Genomic DNA, 17638 nt, shown 5'->3' with positions numbered 1-17638 from the left:
CCTTGTTTTTTGACGGTATGTAATGCGTTCTTCATGTTTATGTCTCGTTTTTGTCAAGTACCAGTCTTTCCATTGTAATATGGAGATTATACTTTTGCATCCGATAATTAGAAATAATGACTTCATAATGAAAAAAGGCAAACGGGTAATTTTATTTGTTTTCTGTATGGGAATGTGTTTATGGGGTAAGCGAGCTGAAGCCCAGTCATTTCCCATATCAGGAAGAGTGGTTGACGCAGCAGGGAATATTCCATTGATCGGTGCGATCGTTAAACAGGAAGGTACGAAAAATATGGCGGTGACTGATCGTGACGGATGCTTTTCCCTTGAAACGGATGACCGGAATAAGCCACTGGACATCTCTTATATGGGATATAAGAAAACAGAATCGGAGATAGGTAAGAAGTCGGATCTGTCCGCTCTTATCATCAAGATGTATCCTGATGGGATTATGTTGAAAGGTACCGTGGTGACCGCTCTGGGTATCAAGCGCAAGACAAAGTCTTTAGGCTATTCAGTAGCTAACATAGATGGTGATGTCATTACGGAAAACTTGTCAGGAAACTGGTTGAATGCGCTGAATGGAAAAGTCGCCGGACTGGAGATGCTTCAGACAGGCAGTGGTCCCACCTCTTCCGTGAGAGTTACCTTGCGGGGAGACCGTTCTTTAAACTATGGGAGTAATGAGGCCTTGTTTGTCGTTGATGGAGTGCCGATCAGCTCTGGGGGGACATCGACAGGTAGTGGATCCTCTTATTCCAATGGGGATGCACCCATAGATTTCGGGAATGATATCAGTCAATTGAATCCAGAGGATATTGCCTCGGTAACGGTATTAAAAGGGGCTTCTGCCGCTGCCCTCTATGGTTCGCGAGCAGCGAATGGCGTTATCTTGATTACGACTAAGGGAGGACGACTCCAGAAAGGACTTGGCATTACCGTCAATTCTTCGGTGCAGTTTGATAAGGCAATGCGTTTTCCGGATTTTCAGAAAGAATATGGTCCGGGTTCAGACAATGGTGCTTCTCCTTATAGTTTCTGGACATTGTCCGGAGATGAGGCCGCCGATGGGCAGAGCATCAAGATGCATGATTCTTCTTATTCCTTCGGGGGGAAATTTGATCCCTCTCAGTACCGTTATCTCTATGCTTCGAAGAATTGGGATACGGATAAATATACTCCTTTGCCCTGGAAATATCAGGATGACTGGTATAAAGGTATTTTTAAAACGGGTGTGACTTGTACGAATACGGTGACCATCTCCGGGAACAATGGGAAGGGAACGACCGGCAGACTTTCTTTTACCGATGAGAATAATCACTGGATTCTGCCCAATACGGGTTATAGGAGGGATGCAGTATCCTGGGCGTCTGACCATCATCTGAACCATTATATCAGTATCAGTTCACGGTTGAACTATATTCTTCAGACGACAGACAATACACCGGCCGGAGGTTATGGCGACACCAATCCTTTGTATGATCTGGTATGGGGGGAGAATGTCAATCAGATGCAGTTGTGGAAGGATGAGTACAACAAGGGTCGTTTTAATGAAGCCAATTATTCCTCTTCCGATCATTCCGGAGGAGCTGCTTTAGTCGCAGATGATAATCCTTATCGGACCCTGTATGAAGAGTTGAATGCTTCCAGAGTCAACCGGGTTTATGGGCTAGTAAATGCAACCGCTGCTCTTTATAAAGGGTTGAATTTAGCTCTTCGTACGGGCATAGACTGGACGGACCAGTTTCGTACTCAGCAGAAGCCCTTTCTTTCCAGCAGTTATCTTCAAGGGTTCTATCGTGAGCAGTCCATCCGTAAGTTGGAGTACAACACGGATTTCCTGTTGTCTTATCACGATGATTCATGGTTCGGAAATCGCTTGTCCTTCAATACTTCCTTTGGCGGAAATGAACGGTCCAACTATTATTATAGCAATAAAATCTCTTTGGATAAGTTGGAGGTTGATGGAGTCTATAACCTGAACAATTATCCTGCGGACGTGATCCCGGACATCGGGACTTACCGTTCCAAGAAACTTGTAAACAGTTTGTACGGATTAATGGATTTCGGTTGGAATAACAGTTGCTATCTGGATGTGACTGCCCGTAATGACTGGTCCAGTACCCTCTCCCGCAACAACTGGTCATTCTTTTATCCTTCCGTCAGCACAAGTATCCTGCTGGATCAGGTCTTGGGTCTGCATGACAGCATGCCCTGGATAGACTTATTGAAAGTGCGGGCATCGTGGGCAAATGTAGGGAATGATACAAGTCCTTATTCACTTTTGGAATATTATGGCACGACCCAATTCCCCGGAGGCTATGATATGCCTTCTACTATTCTAAGCAAGAATATCAAGCCCGAACGGACGGAGAGCTGGGAAGGTGGAGTAGACACTTATCTCTTTCGCGGACGCGTAAAACTGGATTTTACAATGTATCTGGAAAGAGGCTTTAATCAGATTCTCAGTATTGATTTGGATCCCATTACAGGTGCTTCGGGAGAGAAAATTAATGCTGGTGAACTGCAGGATAAGGGAATTGAGATTTCCGCATCATTCATACCTGTGGAAACAAGGAATCTCACCTGGTCATTTAACGTGAACTGGGCAGCCAACCACAACAAACTGGTAAAGCTCCAGGATGGATGGGATCCGTCAGAACCCCTTCAGACTGATATGGGTACGACCATAGGCAGTCGTACTTATGTTTATTCTTACGTCGGGCACGAAATGTATGAACTCTATGGCCGTGGCTATCAGCGTGCTCCCAAGGGGGCCTATTATCTGGATGCGAAAGGGAATAAAATAGACTGCTCAGGGGCAAAACTTGTCCAGACTTCAGATGGAATGCCAGTTCTGGACGCTTATCCTACACGTCGGATCGGAAAGATCACTCCGGACTGGCAGGGCGGGATGACACAGACTTTACGTTATAAGAACGTGACCTTATCCGCGGATTTCTCTGCTCAGGTCGGAGGACACTGTTTCTCCGTTACCAATTTCGCCCTTTCTTATCAGGGGAAATTGAAGAATTCTCTGGCAGGGCGTGACAATGGTCTGACCGTTGAGGGCGTAAATGCTATCCAAGGAGCAGACGGTACCATCACTTACCAGAAGAATACAACGCCAGTGAACAGTATTGTGACTTATTATAATAAGTATGTCTGGGTTCGTAATAATACGGAGGAAAACACCTTCAGCACAGATTTCTTTAAATGCAGGGAGGTCCGCCTGGACTATGCCATTCCTGAGAAGTTGTTGCGCAAAAGTAAAGTGCTGCAAGGGGCGCATATCAGCGCGTGGGTAACAAATCTGTTCTGCATCACCCCCTTCCCCCAGTATGATCCTGAGACCGGTATGCTGAATGGTACGGATGTGCATGCAGGAATAGAGACCATGGCTTTCCCTATGACGCGATCCTATGGGCTAGATCTCATGCTATCGTTCTGATCCTGAAGATGAAATCTTTGGAAATCAGCGATCGTTTTGATGATGATGGCGACCAATAATAATTTTTCAAATGAGAAGATAATGAAAAGAATAAGAAGATATATCCTTTTGGGTATTGCGGTACTGTCCCTGTTCTCCTGTACTTCTGGTTTTGATTCTGCAAATCAGAATCCTAATGCTATCAGTACAGGAAAAAATCTGCACGCTTATAATTTCTTTGAACCGATCTTGTATCGTGTGGGTTGCAAATGGCTGAATTATACATGGTACTGGAATGATGAATTAATCCAGTTTACTGCTTTTACTGGCGGGACAACCCGTGAGGAACACCGGTATTTTATTTCAGATGCAGACTGGGAGAGTGTATGGAATTTCTATACAGGATATGCCACCGATGACATGCAGATGATCAGGACAGCTGCTCAGGAAGGTGATAAGGCCACTGAGGCCATAGGACTGACCATGAAGGTGTTGCTGATGTCTAATCTGACGGATATGTTCGGTGACATTCCTTATTCACAAGCCTTCAAGATCAAGGATGGAATCAGTCAGCCAGTATTTGATGCCCAGCAGCAGGTCTATCAGGAGATGTTTGCAGATCTGGATTCTGCCAATGTCCTTTATAATACAAAACCGGTTGAACCCAAGCCTGAACTAGATGGTATGTATGGCGGCGATGTCAGCAAATGGCAGAAATTCAATAACTCTTTGTACCTGAGATTAATTTGCAGGATTAGTGGACGTACGAAAATGAATCCTGCTGCGTTATATAGCAAGATACTGGATCATCCTGATCAGTATCCGATCTTTACTTCCAATGATGACAATGCTATGGTTCATTTCCGGGATACGGATCCTTATCGCAGTTATTTCGCTGATATGACGGAAAAAGATTTTACTTCTTCAGGAAGAAAACTGACTCAGCAGTTGATCAAGATGACGGTCATCAAAGATTCTATGGGCAATGAACTCTATGAAGATCCCCGGTTGGCCGTATGGGGGAAGAAAGCTAAAAATTATACAACCTGGAAGGGTACGGTATCAGGTTGTACTTCAGAGCAACAGGGCTCTGTTGACGTAGGTACTTCCTGGTTGAATACGGAGGTCTTTTGCCGGGATGAGATGCCGGCATATTTTATGGATTATGCCGAAGTGAATTTCATACTTGCAGAGGCGGCCTTGAAAGGACTGATCCCCGGTGGGGAGGGGAAAGCCGAAACGTACTATCAGGCTGGTGTGACTGCCTCTATGGAAAAATGGGGTGGAATGGGACAGTTCAGCGCCTCCCCCGTGACGATTATTCAGGCAGATATAGATGCTTACCTCAAATCTCCTCTTGCCTCGTGGGATAACCATTCAGATAAGACTGAACTGATAGCAGATCAAAAGTATCTCGCCCTGTTCTTTGTAGGCATGGAGGCTTATCATGAATACCGGCGTACAGGCTATCCTGTCCTGACCATTGGCGCCGGTACTCTCAACGATCATGTCCTGCCTACGCGCTTTGCCTATCCTACTGTCACGATGGCCACTAATGACGCTCATGCAGAGGAAGCTCTCCAGAGGATGGGGGGCGCTAATGATATGAAAACACCGGTATGGTGGAGCAAACAGGCCATTGATGAAGGAAAATGAGAATGAAAAGGGATAGTTGTGGATGCCCTGTTAATGGCTTCTTTATTGTTCAGAGAATGTTTCAAATAAAAATATTTTATCATCATGAATAAGAACAAAGGAATTCGTTTTACATGCAGAATGACTTTCATTCTCTTTTTCTCCTTTCCGATGTGCATCTTTTCTCATGCCGTGGCCGGAAAAGAGTTTCTTCCTGGACTTCCTGCTGCTGAAGGCACGAATGTCGAGGGCTCTGTAACTTGCGATGGGAAAGGGGTCGGAGGTGTGGAAGTATCTGATGGATATGAAGTGACACTTACCAATGATAGAGGGATGTACCGACTCAACTCGAACAAGAAAAACGGGTATGTCTTTATCTCTATTCCTTCAGGGTATGAGGTGGCTTGTGACGGTAGCCGTCCTGTTTTCTTCCAGTATCTTACGCGGCCAGTCAATGATGTAGAAGAGAAGAATTTTTCACTGGACAGGGTGGATAATCGCCATTACTATTTATTATGCTTCTCTGATACGCATCTTGCGGCACGGAATAATGATACCCAGGTGTTTGATCATGTGTTCGTGCCGGATATAAATACTACGATAGGACATTTGGAGTCTGGTGGAGTGAAGGTGTACGCGATAGCGCTGGGTGACCTGACCTGGGATCTATACTGGTACAAAGATCATTTCTCTTTAAAGGACTATCTGAGACAGGTGAATAAAATCCATTGTCCGGTATTCAATGTGATGGGAAATCATGACAATGATCCTTATGCTGCTGCAAATCCGGATGATGGCACGGATGCTGACTGGAATGCAGCTAAGCCGTTCAAACGGATCATCGGTCCCTCTTATTATTCTTTTAATTTAGGCAACACTCATTATGTCGTGTTGGATGATATTCAATATCTTAATACTGGAGGTGCCCAGGGGAAGATCGGGAAGAGGAATTATAGAAATCGTATTGTGCAGGCACAGATGGAATGGCTGAAAAAGGATCTCGCGACGGTTTCAGATAAAAATGCACCCCTGGTAATCGCTATGCACATTCCCCTTTATGGTGTCCCCCAATTGGTCGGACAGCAGCAAAAAGATCATTATTCTCTTGATGGGGATAATGCTAAGGCCCTGAAGAAAGAACTATCAGGCTTTAGTAATGTACATATCCTTTCCGGGCATATCCATCAGAGTTACAATGTCACTTGTGATGCTCATCTGTTTGAGCATAATACTCCCGCCGTCTGTGCTACCTGGTGGTGGACCAGCAAGGACGGTTATGCCAGGAATATGATTTGTAAGGATGGCACTCCGGCAGGCTATGGTATCTATGATTTTGACGGCAACAAGTTGACTTGGCAATACAAAGCTTTGGGATATGATACCAATTTCCAATTTCGTGTGTATGACTTAAACCAATGCCAAATAACTGCTGCAAAGTATGCTCCTTCTGCTGATGATGCGGATGTCAAAAAATATGCCGGAACTTATGCAGAAAAGAAAAATAATAATGAGGTCTTGATTAATGTGTGGAATTATGATCCGGCTTGGAAAATTACAGTTGAAGAAAATGGAGTGAACTTGCCTGTGAAACGAGTTTCGGCTAAAGATCCACTTCATATTATATCATACGAGATGCTTAGGCTCAATCATGGTGCGACCCCTACGAAGGACTTTGCTACTAACCGCAATTGTCATTTGTTCCTGGTGAAAGCTTCCAGTCCGGATTCTACTCTTCTGATCCGAGTGACTGACCGTTTCGGCAATGTCTATACCCAAGAAATGAAACGGCCTAAACAACTTTCCTGTTCGATGAGGTAAGGATATATTTTATTTGCCTTTCTTCTTGAGACTGCCTTCAATTCTGATTTTCATTCCAATAGATAAGTCTTTGTATTGACAATATAAAAAAATGTAGAAATCGGTCTCTGACCTCTTATGATATTTGTTTATATTCATCCTTCAGTGAAGGAGAATGGGCCTTAAGGATATTATCGGATCAGTTTCGAATTGATGATTTGTATGTCCTTGCCATCTATTTTGATTGCACCTTCCTGTTCGAAGTGGGAAAGGACACGGAGCAATGAGAATTTCTGGATGCCGAAGCTTTTGGCAATTTCCTGCCGGCTTCGGTCCAGGTGAATGAGATTACTGTCTTGTTCGTCGGCAATCTTGCGGATGAGATAAGCTACTTTTTCTCGAACGGTATAAAGACTCAGGATCTTGATCTTTCCTGTAAGGAATACATTGAGATCAGAGAGCAGGCGGATGAAGTTCATGCGCACTTGACGGTTACTGTCTGCCAAGGTTCTGAAACTCTCTTTTGACATTCGAAGGATCTCTGCTTTGGTATCAGTTTCCACGCTGACCGGCATTGCATGGTCTTGGGAAAAAAGATAGGCCGGAGCAATCATATTCCCCCGAGACAGACGACTTACCTCTAGTTGTTTGCCACTCAACGAGGCCATGCTGCAAATGAGAGAGCCTCCTACAACGATGTCTGCATATCGGCAGGGGATACCGGCTAAAGCGATGATTTCTCCTTTTGAGAATTCAACGGTCTTGTAATTTACGTTTTCCATTACAGACTCAATCTCTTTCCCATCCATTTGTGCAAATAAAGGGCAGGACATGAGAGCCGTTCTGATCTTTTCTTCCATATTGCAAAGATAGATAAAAAGGAATTTCAAATCTTTGATTCATGTATCTTAATGGAAAGGAGAGAGAAACTTTAACAGAGATTAACTTGATAAGGGCACAAAAGTGACTTGTGGTTTAATCTTCATTATATTACCTTTGTAAAATAAGAGGAGGAGAAGCCTTCTCTTAAAAAAAGCATACGAAGGGTGTTGAGTTTATTTAGTGAGAAAAAATCATTTTGGAGGAAACAGATATGGTGAAGTTTGAAAAAGGAAAAGTATTCAATATGAATGAAAGCATTATCTATGCAGACGGTGGAGTGGTCAGCAAAGAACTGGTTCATACTGATTTTGGTTCAGTGACTCTGTTCTCATTCGATGCAGGGCAGGGCCTGAGCCCTCATCAGGCACCATACGATGCTTTGATTAGTGTGATTGACGGGAAGATGGAACTGACGGTAAATGGTCAGAAGAATATCCTCAGGAAAGGGGAAAGTTTTGTTATTCCGGCCGGAGCATTGCATGCTGTGAATGCTCCTGAACGTTTTAAGATGGAATTGACGATGATCCGGAATCAGGAAGGGGATAAATCATAATGCCGATCCATCCGATTTTGATTAAACGCATTTATACCCCTGTAGAGCCGGGGGACGGCTATCGTGTCCTCGTTGACCGTCTCTGGCCAAGAGGTATGGCGAAGACCAGAACCTGTCTTGATGAATGGAATAAAAATATAGCTCCGACTTCAAGCCTGAGGCAATGGTTCGGTCATCAGCCGGAGAGGTTTCCGAAATTTACGCAAGATTATACGGCAGAACTCGACCAGAATGCCGAGGCACATGCTTTCGTTATCAAATGCAGAGATTTGCTAAAAAAATCTCCCGTAACTTTACTTTACGGTGCCAAAGACGAAGTGTATAATCATGCGATAGTCCTTCAGTACTGGTTAAAAGAACAATTAAAGTCTGAGTCAGCTGGTAAAGACTGATATGTCATTTTTGACTTAATACAGAAAAGGTTTACACCGTTTTAACAAATTAAAAGTACCAAAGCCTGGTTGACAACCTAATTTGAGGTTAACAAATTATATTGTCAACTAAATGGTAATTTAACAACTAAAGCTGTCAACTAATTCCAGTATACATCATGGTATGCTCATTACCAAAGTCTGGTAATATCATTACCACAGTCTGGTAAACTAATTACCACAGTCTGGTACGCATGTTACCATAGTCTGGTAATTATATACACTTAAAGATGAGATATCCTAAGTTTGATGAATATTAGCGATATGTGCAACTTTTTAAGCATGTTTTTTCTTAAAAATTAATTCCCCCAACGGGTTAACTTCGACAAATCACTTTCTACATTATACCGATTTACAGAAGTAACAAAATATGTTCCTTTTTCTGATAATGGATAAGAGGTTCCGGAAGTTGTGCCAAGCAATGTTGCTGTTTTTCCAGGTCCATTGCTTTTATATACAGCATATTTTACTTCTTCCTGGCCTGTGCCTGTCCAAGAAAGTTCTCCTTTACTGGCCAATACTCCAGAAGGAACTTCAGGTTTATTATTTGCCATAGAGGAAATTACACAAGGAGGAAGTGCCGGATTTTTGTATTCATCCTTGATTACATCCGTAATTCCCACTTTATTCTCAGTCAAATACTTAGCACTGTACAATAATCCGCCTTTCACTTTTTTCATGGAAGTCGCATAGGCAAACTGTTTCTTTAAGTCATCTGAAGACTGGAACTGTTCTCCCTGAGTCGAATCTCCGAATTTATAAATCCCATATCCTACCATCAAAGTATTCTTGTATGTAAACTGAGACCACCAATAGAGGAGTTGGTTAAAACTCGAATCATCTGTTCCGGTAGAAAAATACAATTGGGGGATAATCACATCCGTCCACCCATTCTGAGACCATTTCAATACATCAGCATATATGGTATTATAATTGTAAGTGTTGTCAGCTGCCGGGCTTATCGAAAAAACCACCCAAGGTTTTACGTCCCTGATCACTTGCTGCACCTTCTGAACAACTGTATCCACATTGTGCCGTCTGAAGTCTTCGATACTTCCGAATGTCCCTTTTCCATACTGGGCGTATTCGGCATCATCCTTCATACTCTCCGATGAAGAAAGCGAAGGATAGAAATAATCGTCAAAATGAATGCCATCCACATCATAGTGTGAAAGAAGTTCTTTTACAATATCCGAAATTCGTTGCCATACTTCCGGAAGAGCAGGATTATAAATTCTCACCTTATCATAATCTTTCACCCACATCTGTGGAATCTTAGCATCCAACTCAGAGAAAGATTGTGATTTATCTGCTCTGGTAGCTATCCGGTAAGGATTAATCCACGCGTGGAATTGTATTCCTCGTTTATGAGCCTCATCAATCAAAAAGTTCAATACGTCATAGGATGGTTTCTGCCCCGTCACTCCGGTAATTGTCTTACTCCAAGATTCATACCGTGAATCATAAAAAGCGTCGGCCATGCTCCTTACTTGAAAAAATATGGCATTGATATGACAAGATTCACACAAATCAAGATAATCAGTATACAATTTTTTCTGAACCTTTTCATCGTAATTTCCCATAGGCCAATCCAGCCCCCATGCCGTAGTCATCCATATCCCTCTCAACTCCTTTTCAGGTAGAATGGGCAAATTCTCTAAAATGTCTGTAGGATGATTGTGGTCGCTACATGCAGCTATGAAAGCCATAAATATTAGAAGTAGTACGATATATTTGCAATCTGTTTTTTTCTTGATGTTCATATCCACTCCTTATCAGTTGTCCGTTTGTTGTTTAATCGGAAATTTAGAAATCATGAACCCTGAATCTGCACGAGCACCGAAAATATAAAGTATTGAATCATTCCCAGCCTCATCTTTTTCCACGTAATATCCAGTTTGGGCAGATGGAGCAGAATTTCCCATACCTCCTAGCGCAAAAGAATAATCTGGATTATGATTGGTTGCATTGTCAAAGGTCTCCATAGCTTCCTGCACAGTAGATCCTTTGGTAATGTTATAGACATATACTGTTGGTGTAGCAGTTGAGGCACTGCCCAGCCCTGCTGTACAGACAATTAGGTAACGTTCCTTGTTAAAGGTAAAGATTCGTGGATCTATCGCTTCAGCTGCAATATGGTCTTTTTGCATAGAATATTTTATGTTTCCCATTTCATCAGTAAGCATGATAGGCGTACGTACACCGCTCCATACATATTGTCCCGATTCCGGCACAAGGTTGATATTCATAAAAGCTGTTGCTTCACTGCTCGATCCAAGTACGGTCGGGCTGTCTACGGTTTTATATCCGGAAACTTTCAATCTGAGAATCGTTTTGGAAGCGTTGTCACCAAAATAAATATAACCGTTACCCGCAGGATCAAGATCTACGGACATATTGTCGCCATATCGTGAACCGGTTCCTGAAATGGAAGCCAGATCGATATTTGCAATTGTTTGTGGTACAGATATAGGGGTATCCCAATAATAAATTTTCAAAGGTGATGCCTGCGAACCGGCAAGTGAAGCTATATAAATATGTCCACCACACAAGGCCCCTTCATTGTAGGCAAAAGTTCCTCCTGATACTCCGGTCAAGTCTAGTCTTACAGGAGAAATTATACCCTTCTCCAGATCAGAGACTTTCAACACATGAGGTCCTGTGTTTTCACGGGTTACAATCAACACCTGTTTTCCGTCAAATGCCGCTCCTCTTGTCAACAAAGACTTGAATGTAGAATAAATGCTGTCTCCTGAGAAATTATAGACTATTGGATTTTCAAAATCAGCTCCGAATACAGGAATATTCTTACGCACCTTTATAAAATAATCTTTATACCTTGTATGATTGGTAACTCTCAACAATAGAGTCTTTGACGACTCATCAGGTGCCATAGAGAAGTCAAACACAGACTGTGATAGTTGTGCTCCCTCAGAAACCTTTGCATCCACATTTAATGCTAAGAAATTGGTAAGCGTATCCAGGCGAGGAAAGGAAACCATCTTGTTGTCTTCATCCACTGTTCCGTCTACAACAGTCTTTCCATCAGCTCCGGCATTCGTAATTTTGACTGACAATAAATCCGTTGCATAAGGTTCTTCCTTGCTTTTAGGATAGTCGTCACTGCATGAAACCACTGCGATACTTGTGGTCACAAGCAATATCCCCATATAATATTTCAATCGGTTCTGCATACGATTTATACTTTAATTACTGTTTATATTTCAATTAATTAGAGGAAGGCCAACCTTCTGTTTGAGTCAATGTGTATCCTTTACTCTTGTAATTTTCAATCTCTGTGGTACCTACAGGAGACAAATAAGGATTTACATTAGGTATATTCAGGAACGGAAGACGACCCTGAACATCTGTCGAATAGAAAAATCCATTCATTTTGGAGGCATTTGTTCCATCATAAACGATTGAATTACCACTTTTGTCTAAAATGCGTAACTTTCCGATATTAGCAGACTTTAGTTGGTCAGGTGCATCTTTTTGGAAATTTACCCAAGTACCTGTCAGCAGATCCGGATGTTTGTCAGTATCCATATAATCCAATTTCTTCCATCTTCTCAAATCCACAATACGTGAAAATTCAAAAGCAAATTCCATTCTTCTCTCACGCCGTATTTCCCACAACAAAGGAGGAACTGTTTTATCACGCGACGGATCATCAGGCAAATCTGTAAGTTTCATCGGAGCGGTTTTCGTAACGCCTTCGGCAATCGCTTCCGAGGCCAAAGGACGGTTGCGGATTTTGTTGATCGAAGCATCGATATCGGCTTGAGTGACAGAAGTCCCTCCCAAATCTGCAAGTTCAGCCTTAGCTTCTATCCAGTTTAAGAGCACTTCGGCATAACGCATTACCGGATATCCCGTTACATTTTTCTCTCCTTGAAATTCAGCCGCCGGAGCATCTCCAGCTTGGATATAATTAAGTGCTGAACGCGGTATGAACTTAGTCACATATAAATAACAACTTTTAGCTTTAGGTGTTGGCTGGTTCCAGAACATAGCTTCAAAACGCGAGTCACGGGTTTTAATAAGGTTTGACAGTGTAAAATCATTGGCATTGGGCTCAGACGACGTTTGCCAGTCCTTTCCATCTGCACAGATAAATGATTTGATTAAATCCAAATTAGGTCCTATATCAGTTGGAGAATATAAATTACATGTTGATGCGATGGAATGTGTTATTCCTTTGGATGCATCGTATTTACGATATAGGATGCAATCCTTGCTGCTTGAAAGATCCGTGGAACCAAATAAAGTTCTGAAATCGGTCACAATATCATACTTACCACTGTTCATCACTAATTGGGCAGCGTCAACAGCCAATTGGAAGAATTTGATAGCACGAGCATTGTTCTTATAATAATATTTTTGCCAACTTCCTTCAAACAGAGCCCAGCGTGATACAAATGAAGCTATAACATATCGATTTACATTCTGAGCACCATCGTCAATCCTCACATTGGTCATTGCGTACTTAAAGTCATTGTATACTGAATCCATGACTTCATCTCGGGGGGTACGGTCTTTATAAAGTTCATCCAGATCCGTATTCGATACCTCTTTATCATAATAAGGGACATTCCCGAATACATTTACCAGTCGGGCGTATTCAAGTGCCCTGAAGAATCGTCCAATTCCCGTCCAATGGTTATAAGCCTCTACAGAAAGAATTCCTTTCATTCTCTCTTTCAGGCGATCAATCATGATATTGGCTTTCCTAATCCATGCAAAATTCCACGTAGGGCCAGTAAATTCACTTTGCCATGTCATCCCTAAAGATGTACTGCCTTTTGAAGTTGGCACGGCACGAGTAAACTGACTCTGCGAAGATAACCTAACCGCATCATCATTAAATGTATAATTGGCATTAGGCGCATAAGTGGTCTCATACTGAAGTCCATATCCAGGGAAAAAATAGGTATAAAAATCATTGGCATATAGTCTTACCTTATCTTCATTTGTCCAGTAAGTGTCATCTTCAGAAGTTGTTTGAGAAGGCCGGTCCAAGATGTCGTTACAACTTGTAAATACCAGTGCTGATAAACACAGCATATATATTGTTTTCATTTTCATACGGCGATAGATTAAAATGTAAGTTGAAGTCCGAATGATAAAGATTTAAAAGAAGGTGTTCCTGTACCAGTCCGTCCCAAATTATAATTGGAAGAGAACATGGAATATCCCGAAATAGCTTCAGGATCAATTGGTAAGCCCCTCAATTTATCAAAGGTAAAGAAATTTTCCAGCGAGAGATATACACGTGCCTTTTGGATGAAAGCTTTCGATAGGACTTTTTTCGGCAATGTATACCCCAGCGTAATATTCTTGACCCTTAAGTAGGCCATATTCAGCAAATATTTGCTTTGAACTTGCATTCCAAATCCCGTATTACTTCCCCCAAGGTCCCAGGCGCGAGGATAAAAAGCATCTGTTCGATCCTCAGTCCAATAATCGGAAGCAAAAGTTTCGGGAATGGCTCCTTCCTTGGCATAATATCCCGGTATGGCGAGCTGACCGCTTCCCCATATTTTACGTTTGCCGATTCCCTGTAAGAAGACAGATAAATCAAATTCCTTATAATCGCATCCTAGTCTCAGACTGTATTCATAACGTGGTGTGGAATTTCCGATTACTTTGCGATCACCTGGATCGCCGTTCGTTCCGGAACCAGAAGAAATATAACCGTCTCCGTTAAGGTCCACGAACTTTACATCGCCGGGTGCGAAAATCAACTTGTTGCCGTCTTCGAATTCAACCTGATATACCGGATAAGCAGAACTCTGCTTATTCGTTGTATGTGCAGTTCCCTTGTAAATTACAGTTGTTTTTACAATCTGTCCATCTGACCCATAAATAAAATCTGATTTTTGAAATAATCTGTCAGTAACATAACCGTAAATATCTCCGTAACGTCGACCTGTGGAATAGCCATTGCTCAGGTACCGGTCAGCCCATGGCGTCTGCCAGTCAGCACCTTTCGTGATATATGTGGTGGCGTCAGAAAGAGAGAACATGGCGTTAATACCTAAGCCATTATCAAAACGATGATTAAAATCTATGGCCAGTTCCCATCCACGTGTTCTCAGATTTCCATAGTTCCCTTCTGGGGCATCTGTACCCAGTGTTACGGGAAGACTTTCACCTGGAATAATCATATCTTTCGTATATCGTTGGAACCAATCGAAAGTAAGTCCAAGCTGATTGTTTAAAAAACGCATGTCAATTCCAAAATCAAGCGTTTCAATACGTTGCCAGCCGATATTCTTGTCTATTAGCGTAGGTGTTCCGAAAGAAATGGTTTGTGTACCTGATCCTCCTAACCAGCTTGTCTGCGAATAGGACAATACTGATTTATACAGCGTATTCGATACAGACTGGTCTCCTATGCTGCCCCAGGAAGCTCTGATTTTTCCAAAGCTCAACACGGCACTGAGCGGTTCCATGAATTTTTCTTCAGTAAAGACCCAACCTGCAGAAAATGATGGGAACCATCTCCATCTTAGATTCGTCGGAAATTTAGAAGAACCATCACGTCGTAAATTAGCTTCAAAAAGATAGCGGTCACAATAAGCATAATTAATACGTCCGAAAAAACCAAGTTGTGATTCCCAATTACGGTTTCCGCTAATGAACTGATCACCGGAAGCCAAAGGAAATTGGGGATTGTCCTGATCGATTAAATTGGTTTTCTTACCTGTGTAAGAACGCCATTTATTGGTCACACAGTTCAGACCGATCATAAACTTGAATGCATGTTGCATTTCACTCCCCATTTTCAATTTGTAGGTTGAATAAGCATTGAATGTGTTGTTGTCTGAAGTCAGATTATAATTCTGTACATAATTTATGGTATTATTTGAATAATAAGACTGAACCGGAAAGGTGTAGGCTGCTATACCTCCCGTGTCAGTTACATCTCCGGTCACCGAATTCACATATACTTGATTGCCATCATCATCCAACCATAATACCGGTGAATACCATGTCTGCCCTGCAGTATATTGGACAACTGAAGAATTCTGGTCTGTCATCTGGTGGTCGTATGTATAATCAAATACTACATTCCAATCAGGAGTCAGATTCAAAGTAGCTCCTATACTGATATTATAATATTTATTTTCAAGATTATCAGTATTGGATGCCCCCATTTCATAGGCCGGCTCCCTCAGAGGGTGTCCATTTTCTGTTACTCCTATGGGGAACAGTGAACTCCATCTGTATAGATACAGCCAGGGGTCAGCCGAAGTAGTGCCTACTCCTGGATATCGTTTATTCCTGTCGGAATACAAGGAACTGGCCCGTATGGTCAAATACTTGTTGATCTCAGAGGTGAGGTTAATCGAGGCATTGTAACGGTTAAAATCATCATGTTCGGCTGTCCTTGACATCCCACTCTGGTTCAGATAACCCAAACCGACATTATACCACGTTTTTCCAGATTTACCGTTGATAGAAAGATTATGAGTCCTATCTGGAGCCCAATTTCTGATCATGGCTTTGACAGCGTCATACGTACGATAGCCATATTTGTCAATCCCGTCAAAGGTCCAGTCGCGACCATATTTTACAGGATCATTCCATTTTATAGTCTTTCCATAAAGTTTTTGCCATTCTATTGCTTTTTCAAGACTTTCTTGATTAATTCTCCAAAAACCTCCGGCTGGCATGACTCCACCACGGTTTATTTGTGAATCCAAGGTATACTGTAATGCGTCAATTGCCCCCATTTTAATATCTTTCGCTGGATTTTGCCATGAAAAATTATCCGAATAAGTAACTTCGAACTTATCACTTTGTGCTCCCGACTTTGTCGTAATCAGAATAACGCCAAATGCTGCTTTTGATCCATAAATAGAAGATGAAGCTGCATCTTTTAACACCGATATTGATTGCACATCATTGGGATTCACCATCTGTATGCTGGGGATTTCCACGTTATCCAATAAAATAAGTGGCTTGTTGTCTCCTGAAATAGATCCCAGCTGCCCCCTGATTTTAATTAGTGGATCTGAACCTATTTCACCAGTAGGAATCACGATATTTACTCCAGGTACAGTTCCTTGGAGCCCACGACCAATATCAGCAATAGGTCTGCTTCCCAACGTCTTGTCTACATCTACCGAAGACACGGCGCCTGTTAGATTAGCTTTTTTCTGTGTTCCATATCCCACGACTACTACCTCATTCAACAGTTTATTGTCATTTTTTAGAATGACATTTATAACTTTTTTGTCTCTTACATGTATTTCTTGTGATTTCATTCCTATATAAGAGAAGATAAGTACAGATTGGTCAGGAATGGTAATGCTATACTGACCATCTATATTAGTAACTGTTCCAATTTTAGGTAATTCCTTAACAGAAATTGTTACACCTGGAAGTGGATCCCCTGAAATGTCTTTTACTATACCAGTTATCGTACTTTGTGCAAAACTCGATAGAGTAAATATGCACAGAATAAAAATAGTTATTAGAACTTTTTTTCTCTGTAAAGAATCTCCTTTTAACCATAAAATCTTCATAAACTTTTTTTTAGAATTAGATTAGATATAATAGAGATGTCCTAAACTTTTTACTTTGTTAAAGTATAGATGTTTAGAGCTAAAATAGCTCCGTGACGAATTGAATCGACTATCTTTGTCAGCTATAGGCAAAATGGTCATCCAATAAACAACGGAAATAGATTTACTCTCAACTTGTAGAGTTCCTGTCTCAAAGAATAATTGACGGGATTGCCATGAAAAATCCTTTAAAATTCAAACTTAAAAAATATCAAATTACTTAAATTGTAATTTTACCCTTTCATAAATTCAAAACTTCTCCATAAGCATTTTTCTTTAAAATGATATTTTCAATTAAATTGACGTATTGATTTTACTTAGATGCACTTTTCGT

The 17638-nt window shown here is 41.7% G+C and carries 10 protein-coding genes; 5 read left to right on the top strand and 5 right to left on the bottom strand.

The annotated features are described in order from the left end of the window. The first annotated feature begins 127 nt into the window (after positions 1-127). The 3 genes from ACYRYG_RS05280 (at position 128) to ACYRYG_RS05270 (ending at position 6883) form a co-directional block, all read left to right on the top strand. On the top strand, positions 128-3451 hold the full coding sequence (locus ACYRYG_RS05280) for a SusC/RagA family TonB-linked outer membrane protein (RefSeq protein ID WP_460197798.1): 3324 nt from the start codon (positions 128-130) through the stop codon (positions 3449-3451). Between the two features lie 81 nt (positions 3452-3532). After that, complete coding sequence (locus ACYRYG_RS05275) at positions 3533-5086, top strand: SusD/RagB family nutrient-binding outer membrane lipoprotein (protein WP_293417714.1); 1554 nt, start codon at positions 3533-3535, stop codon at positions 5084-5086. 84 nt (positions 5087-5170) lie between these two features. After that, positions 5171-6883 (top strand): calcineurin-like phosphoesterase C-terminal domain-containing protein, encoded by a 1713-nt coding sequence (locus ACYRYG_RS05270; protein WP_460197797.1) that lies wholly within the window; start codon positions 5171-5173, stop codon positions 6881-6883. Positions 6884-7053: 170 nt separating this feature from the next. On the opposite strand, the gene ACYRYG_RS05265 is transcribed toward ACYRYG_RS05270, so the two are convergent. Then, complete coding sequence (locus ACYRYG_RS05265) at positions 7054-7722, bottom strand: Crp/Fnr family transcriptional regulator (protein WP_460197796.1); 669 nt, start codon at positions 7720-7722, stop codon at positions 7054-7056. A gap of 233 nt (positions 7723-7955) precedes the next feature. Here ACYRYG_RS05265 and ACYRYG_RS05260 point away from each other — a divergent pair, with 233 nt between their 5' ends. Together ACYRYG_RS05260 and ACYRYG_RS05255 are read left to right on the top strand one after the other, a co-directional pair. Continuing rightward, positions 7956-8297 carry a cupin domain-containing protein gene (locus ACYRYG_RS05260; RefSeq protein ID WP_293424542.1) on the top strand — a complete coding sequence of 114 codons (342 nt, stop codon included), beginning with the start codon at positions 7956-7958 and terminating at the stop codon, positions 8295-8297. A 5-nt stretch (positions 8298-8302) separates the two neighbouring features. Beyond that, positions 8303-8689, top strand: coding sequence for a DUF488 domain-containing protein (locus ACYRYG_RS05255; RefSeq protein ID WP_293424874.1), 387 nt, complete (start codon positions 8303-8305; stop codon positions 8687-8689). A 338-nt stretch (positions 8690-9027) separates the two neighbouring features. Here ACYRYG_RS05255 and ACYRYG_RS05250 read toward each other — a convergent pair whose 3' ends face one another. The 4 genes from ACYRYG_RS05250 to ACYRYG_RS05235 all read right to left on the bottom strand — a co-directional run bounded on the left by ACYRYG_RS05250 (position 9028) and on the right by ACYRYG_RS05235 (position 17265). Continuing rightward, positions 9028-10437: a glycoside hydrolase family 10 protein gene (locus tag ACYRYG_RS05250; protein ID WP_460197795.1), complete on the bottom strand. Its 1410-nt coding sequence runs from the start codon at positions 10435-10437 to the stop codon at positions 9028-9030. 66 nt (positions 10438-10503) lie between these two features. Beyond that, positions 10504-11922: a DUF4623 domain-containing protein gene (locus tag ACYRYG_RS05245; RefSeq protein WP_293424546.1), complete on the bottom strand. Its 1419-nt coding sequence runs from the start codon at positions 11920-11922 to the stop codon at positions 10504-10506. Between the two features lie 34 nt (positions 11923-11956). Further along, complete coding sequence (locus ACYRYG_RS05240) at positions 11957-13816, bottom strand: RagB/SusD family nutrient uptake outer membrane protein (protein ID WP_460197794.1); 1860 nt, start codon at positions 13814-13816, stop codon at positions 11957-11959. A gap of 11 nt (positions 13817-13827) precedes the next feature. Further along, a complete protein-coding gene (locus ACYRYG_RS05235) occupies positions 13828-17265 on the bottom strand; it encodes a SusC/RagA family TonB-linked outer membrane protein (protein ID WP_460197793.1) in 3438 nt (1145 codons plus the stop codon). Positions 17266-17638 lie beyond the last annotated feature (373 nt).

The organism is Segatella asaccharophila, from assembly GCF_054687055.1.
The sequence above is the reverse complement of the archived record's forward strand: the minus strand, read 5'-3'. Positions and strand labels throughout refer to the sequence as shown.

Coding starts and splice junctions, on each gene's coding strand:
- ACYRYG_RS05280 (WP_460197798.1), top strand. CDS start 128: ATGAAAAAAGGCAAACGGGTAATTTTATTTGTTTTCTGTATGGGAATG.
- ACYRYG_RS05275 (WP_293417714.1), top strand. CDS start 3,533: ATGAAAAGAATAAGAAGATATATCCTTTTGGGTATTGCGGTACTGTCC.
- ACYRYG_RS05270 (WP_460197797.1), top strand. CDS start 5,171: ATGAATAAGAACAAAGGAATTCGTTTTACATGCAGAATGACTTTCATT.
- ACYRYG_RS05265 (WP_460197796.1), bottom strand. CDS start 7,722: ATGGAAGAAAAGATCAGAACGGCTCTCATGTCCTGCCCTTTATTTGCA.
- ACYRYG_RS05260 (WP_293424542.1), top strand. CDS start 7,956: ATGGTGAAGTTTGAAAAAGGAAAAGTATTCAATATGAATGAAAGCATT.
- ACYRYG_RS05250 (WP_460197795.1), bottom strand. CDS start 10,437: ATGGCTTTCATAGCTGCATGTAGCGACCACAATCATCCTACAGACATT.
- ACYRYG_RS05245 (WP_293424546.1), bottom strand. CDS start 11,922: ATGCAGAACCGATTGAAATATTATATGGGGATATTGCTTGTGACCACA.
- ACYRYG_RS05240 (WP_460197794.1), bottom strand. CDS start 13,816: ATGAAAATGAAAACAATATATATGCTGTGTTTATCAGCACTGGTATTT.
- ACYRYG_RS05235 (WP_460197793.1), bottom strand. CDS start 17,265: ATGAAGATTTTATGGTTAAAAGGAGATTCTTTACAGAGAAAAAAAGTT.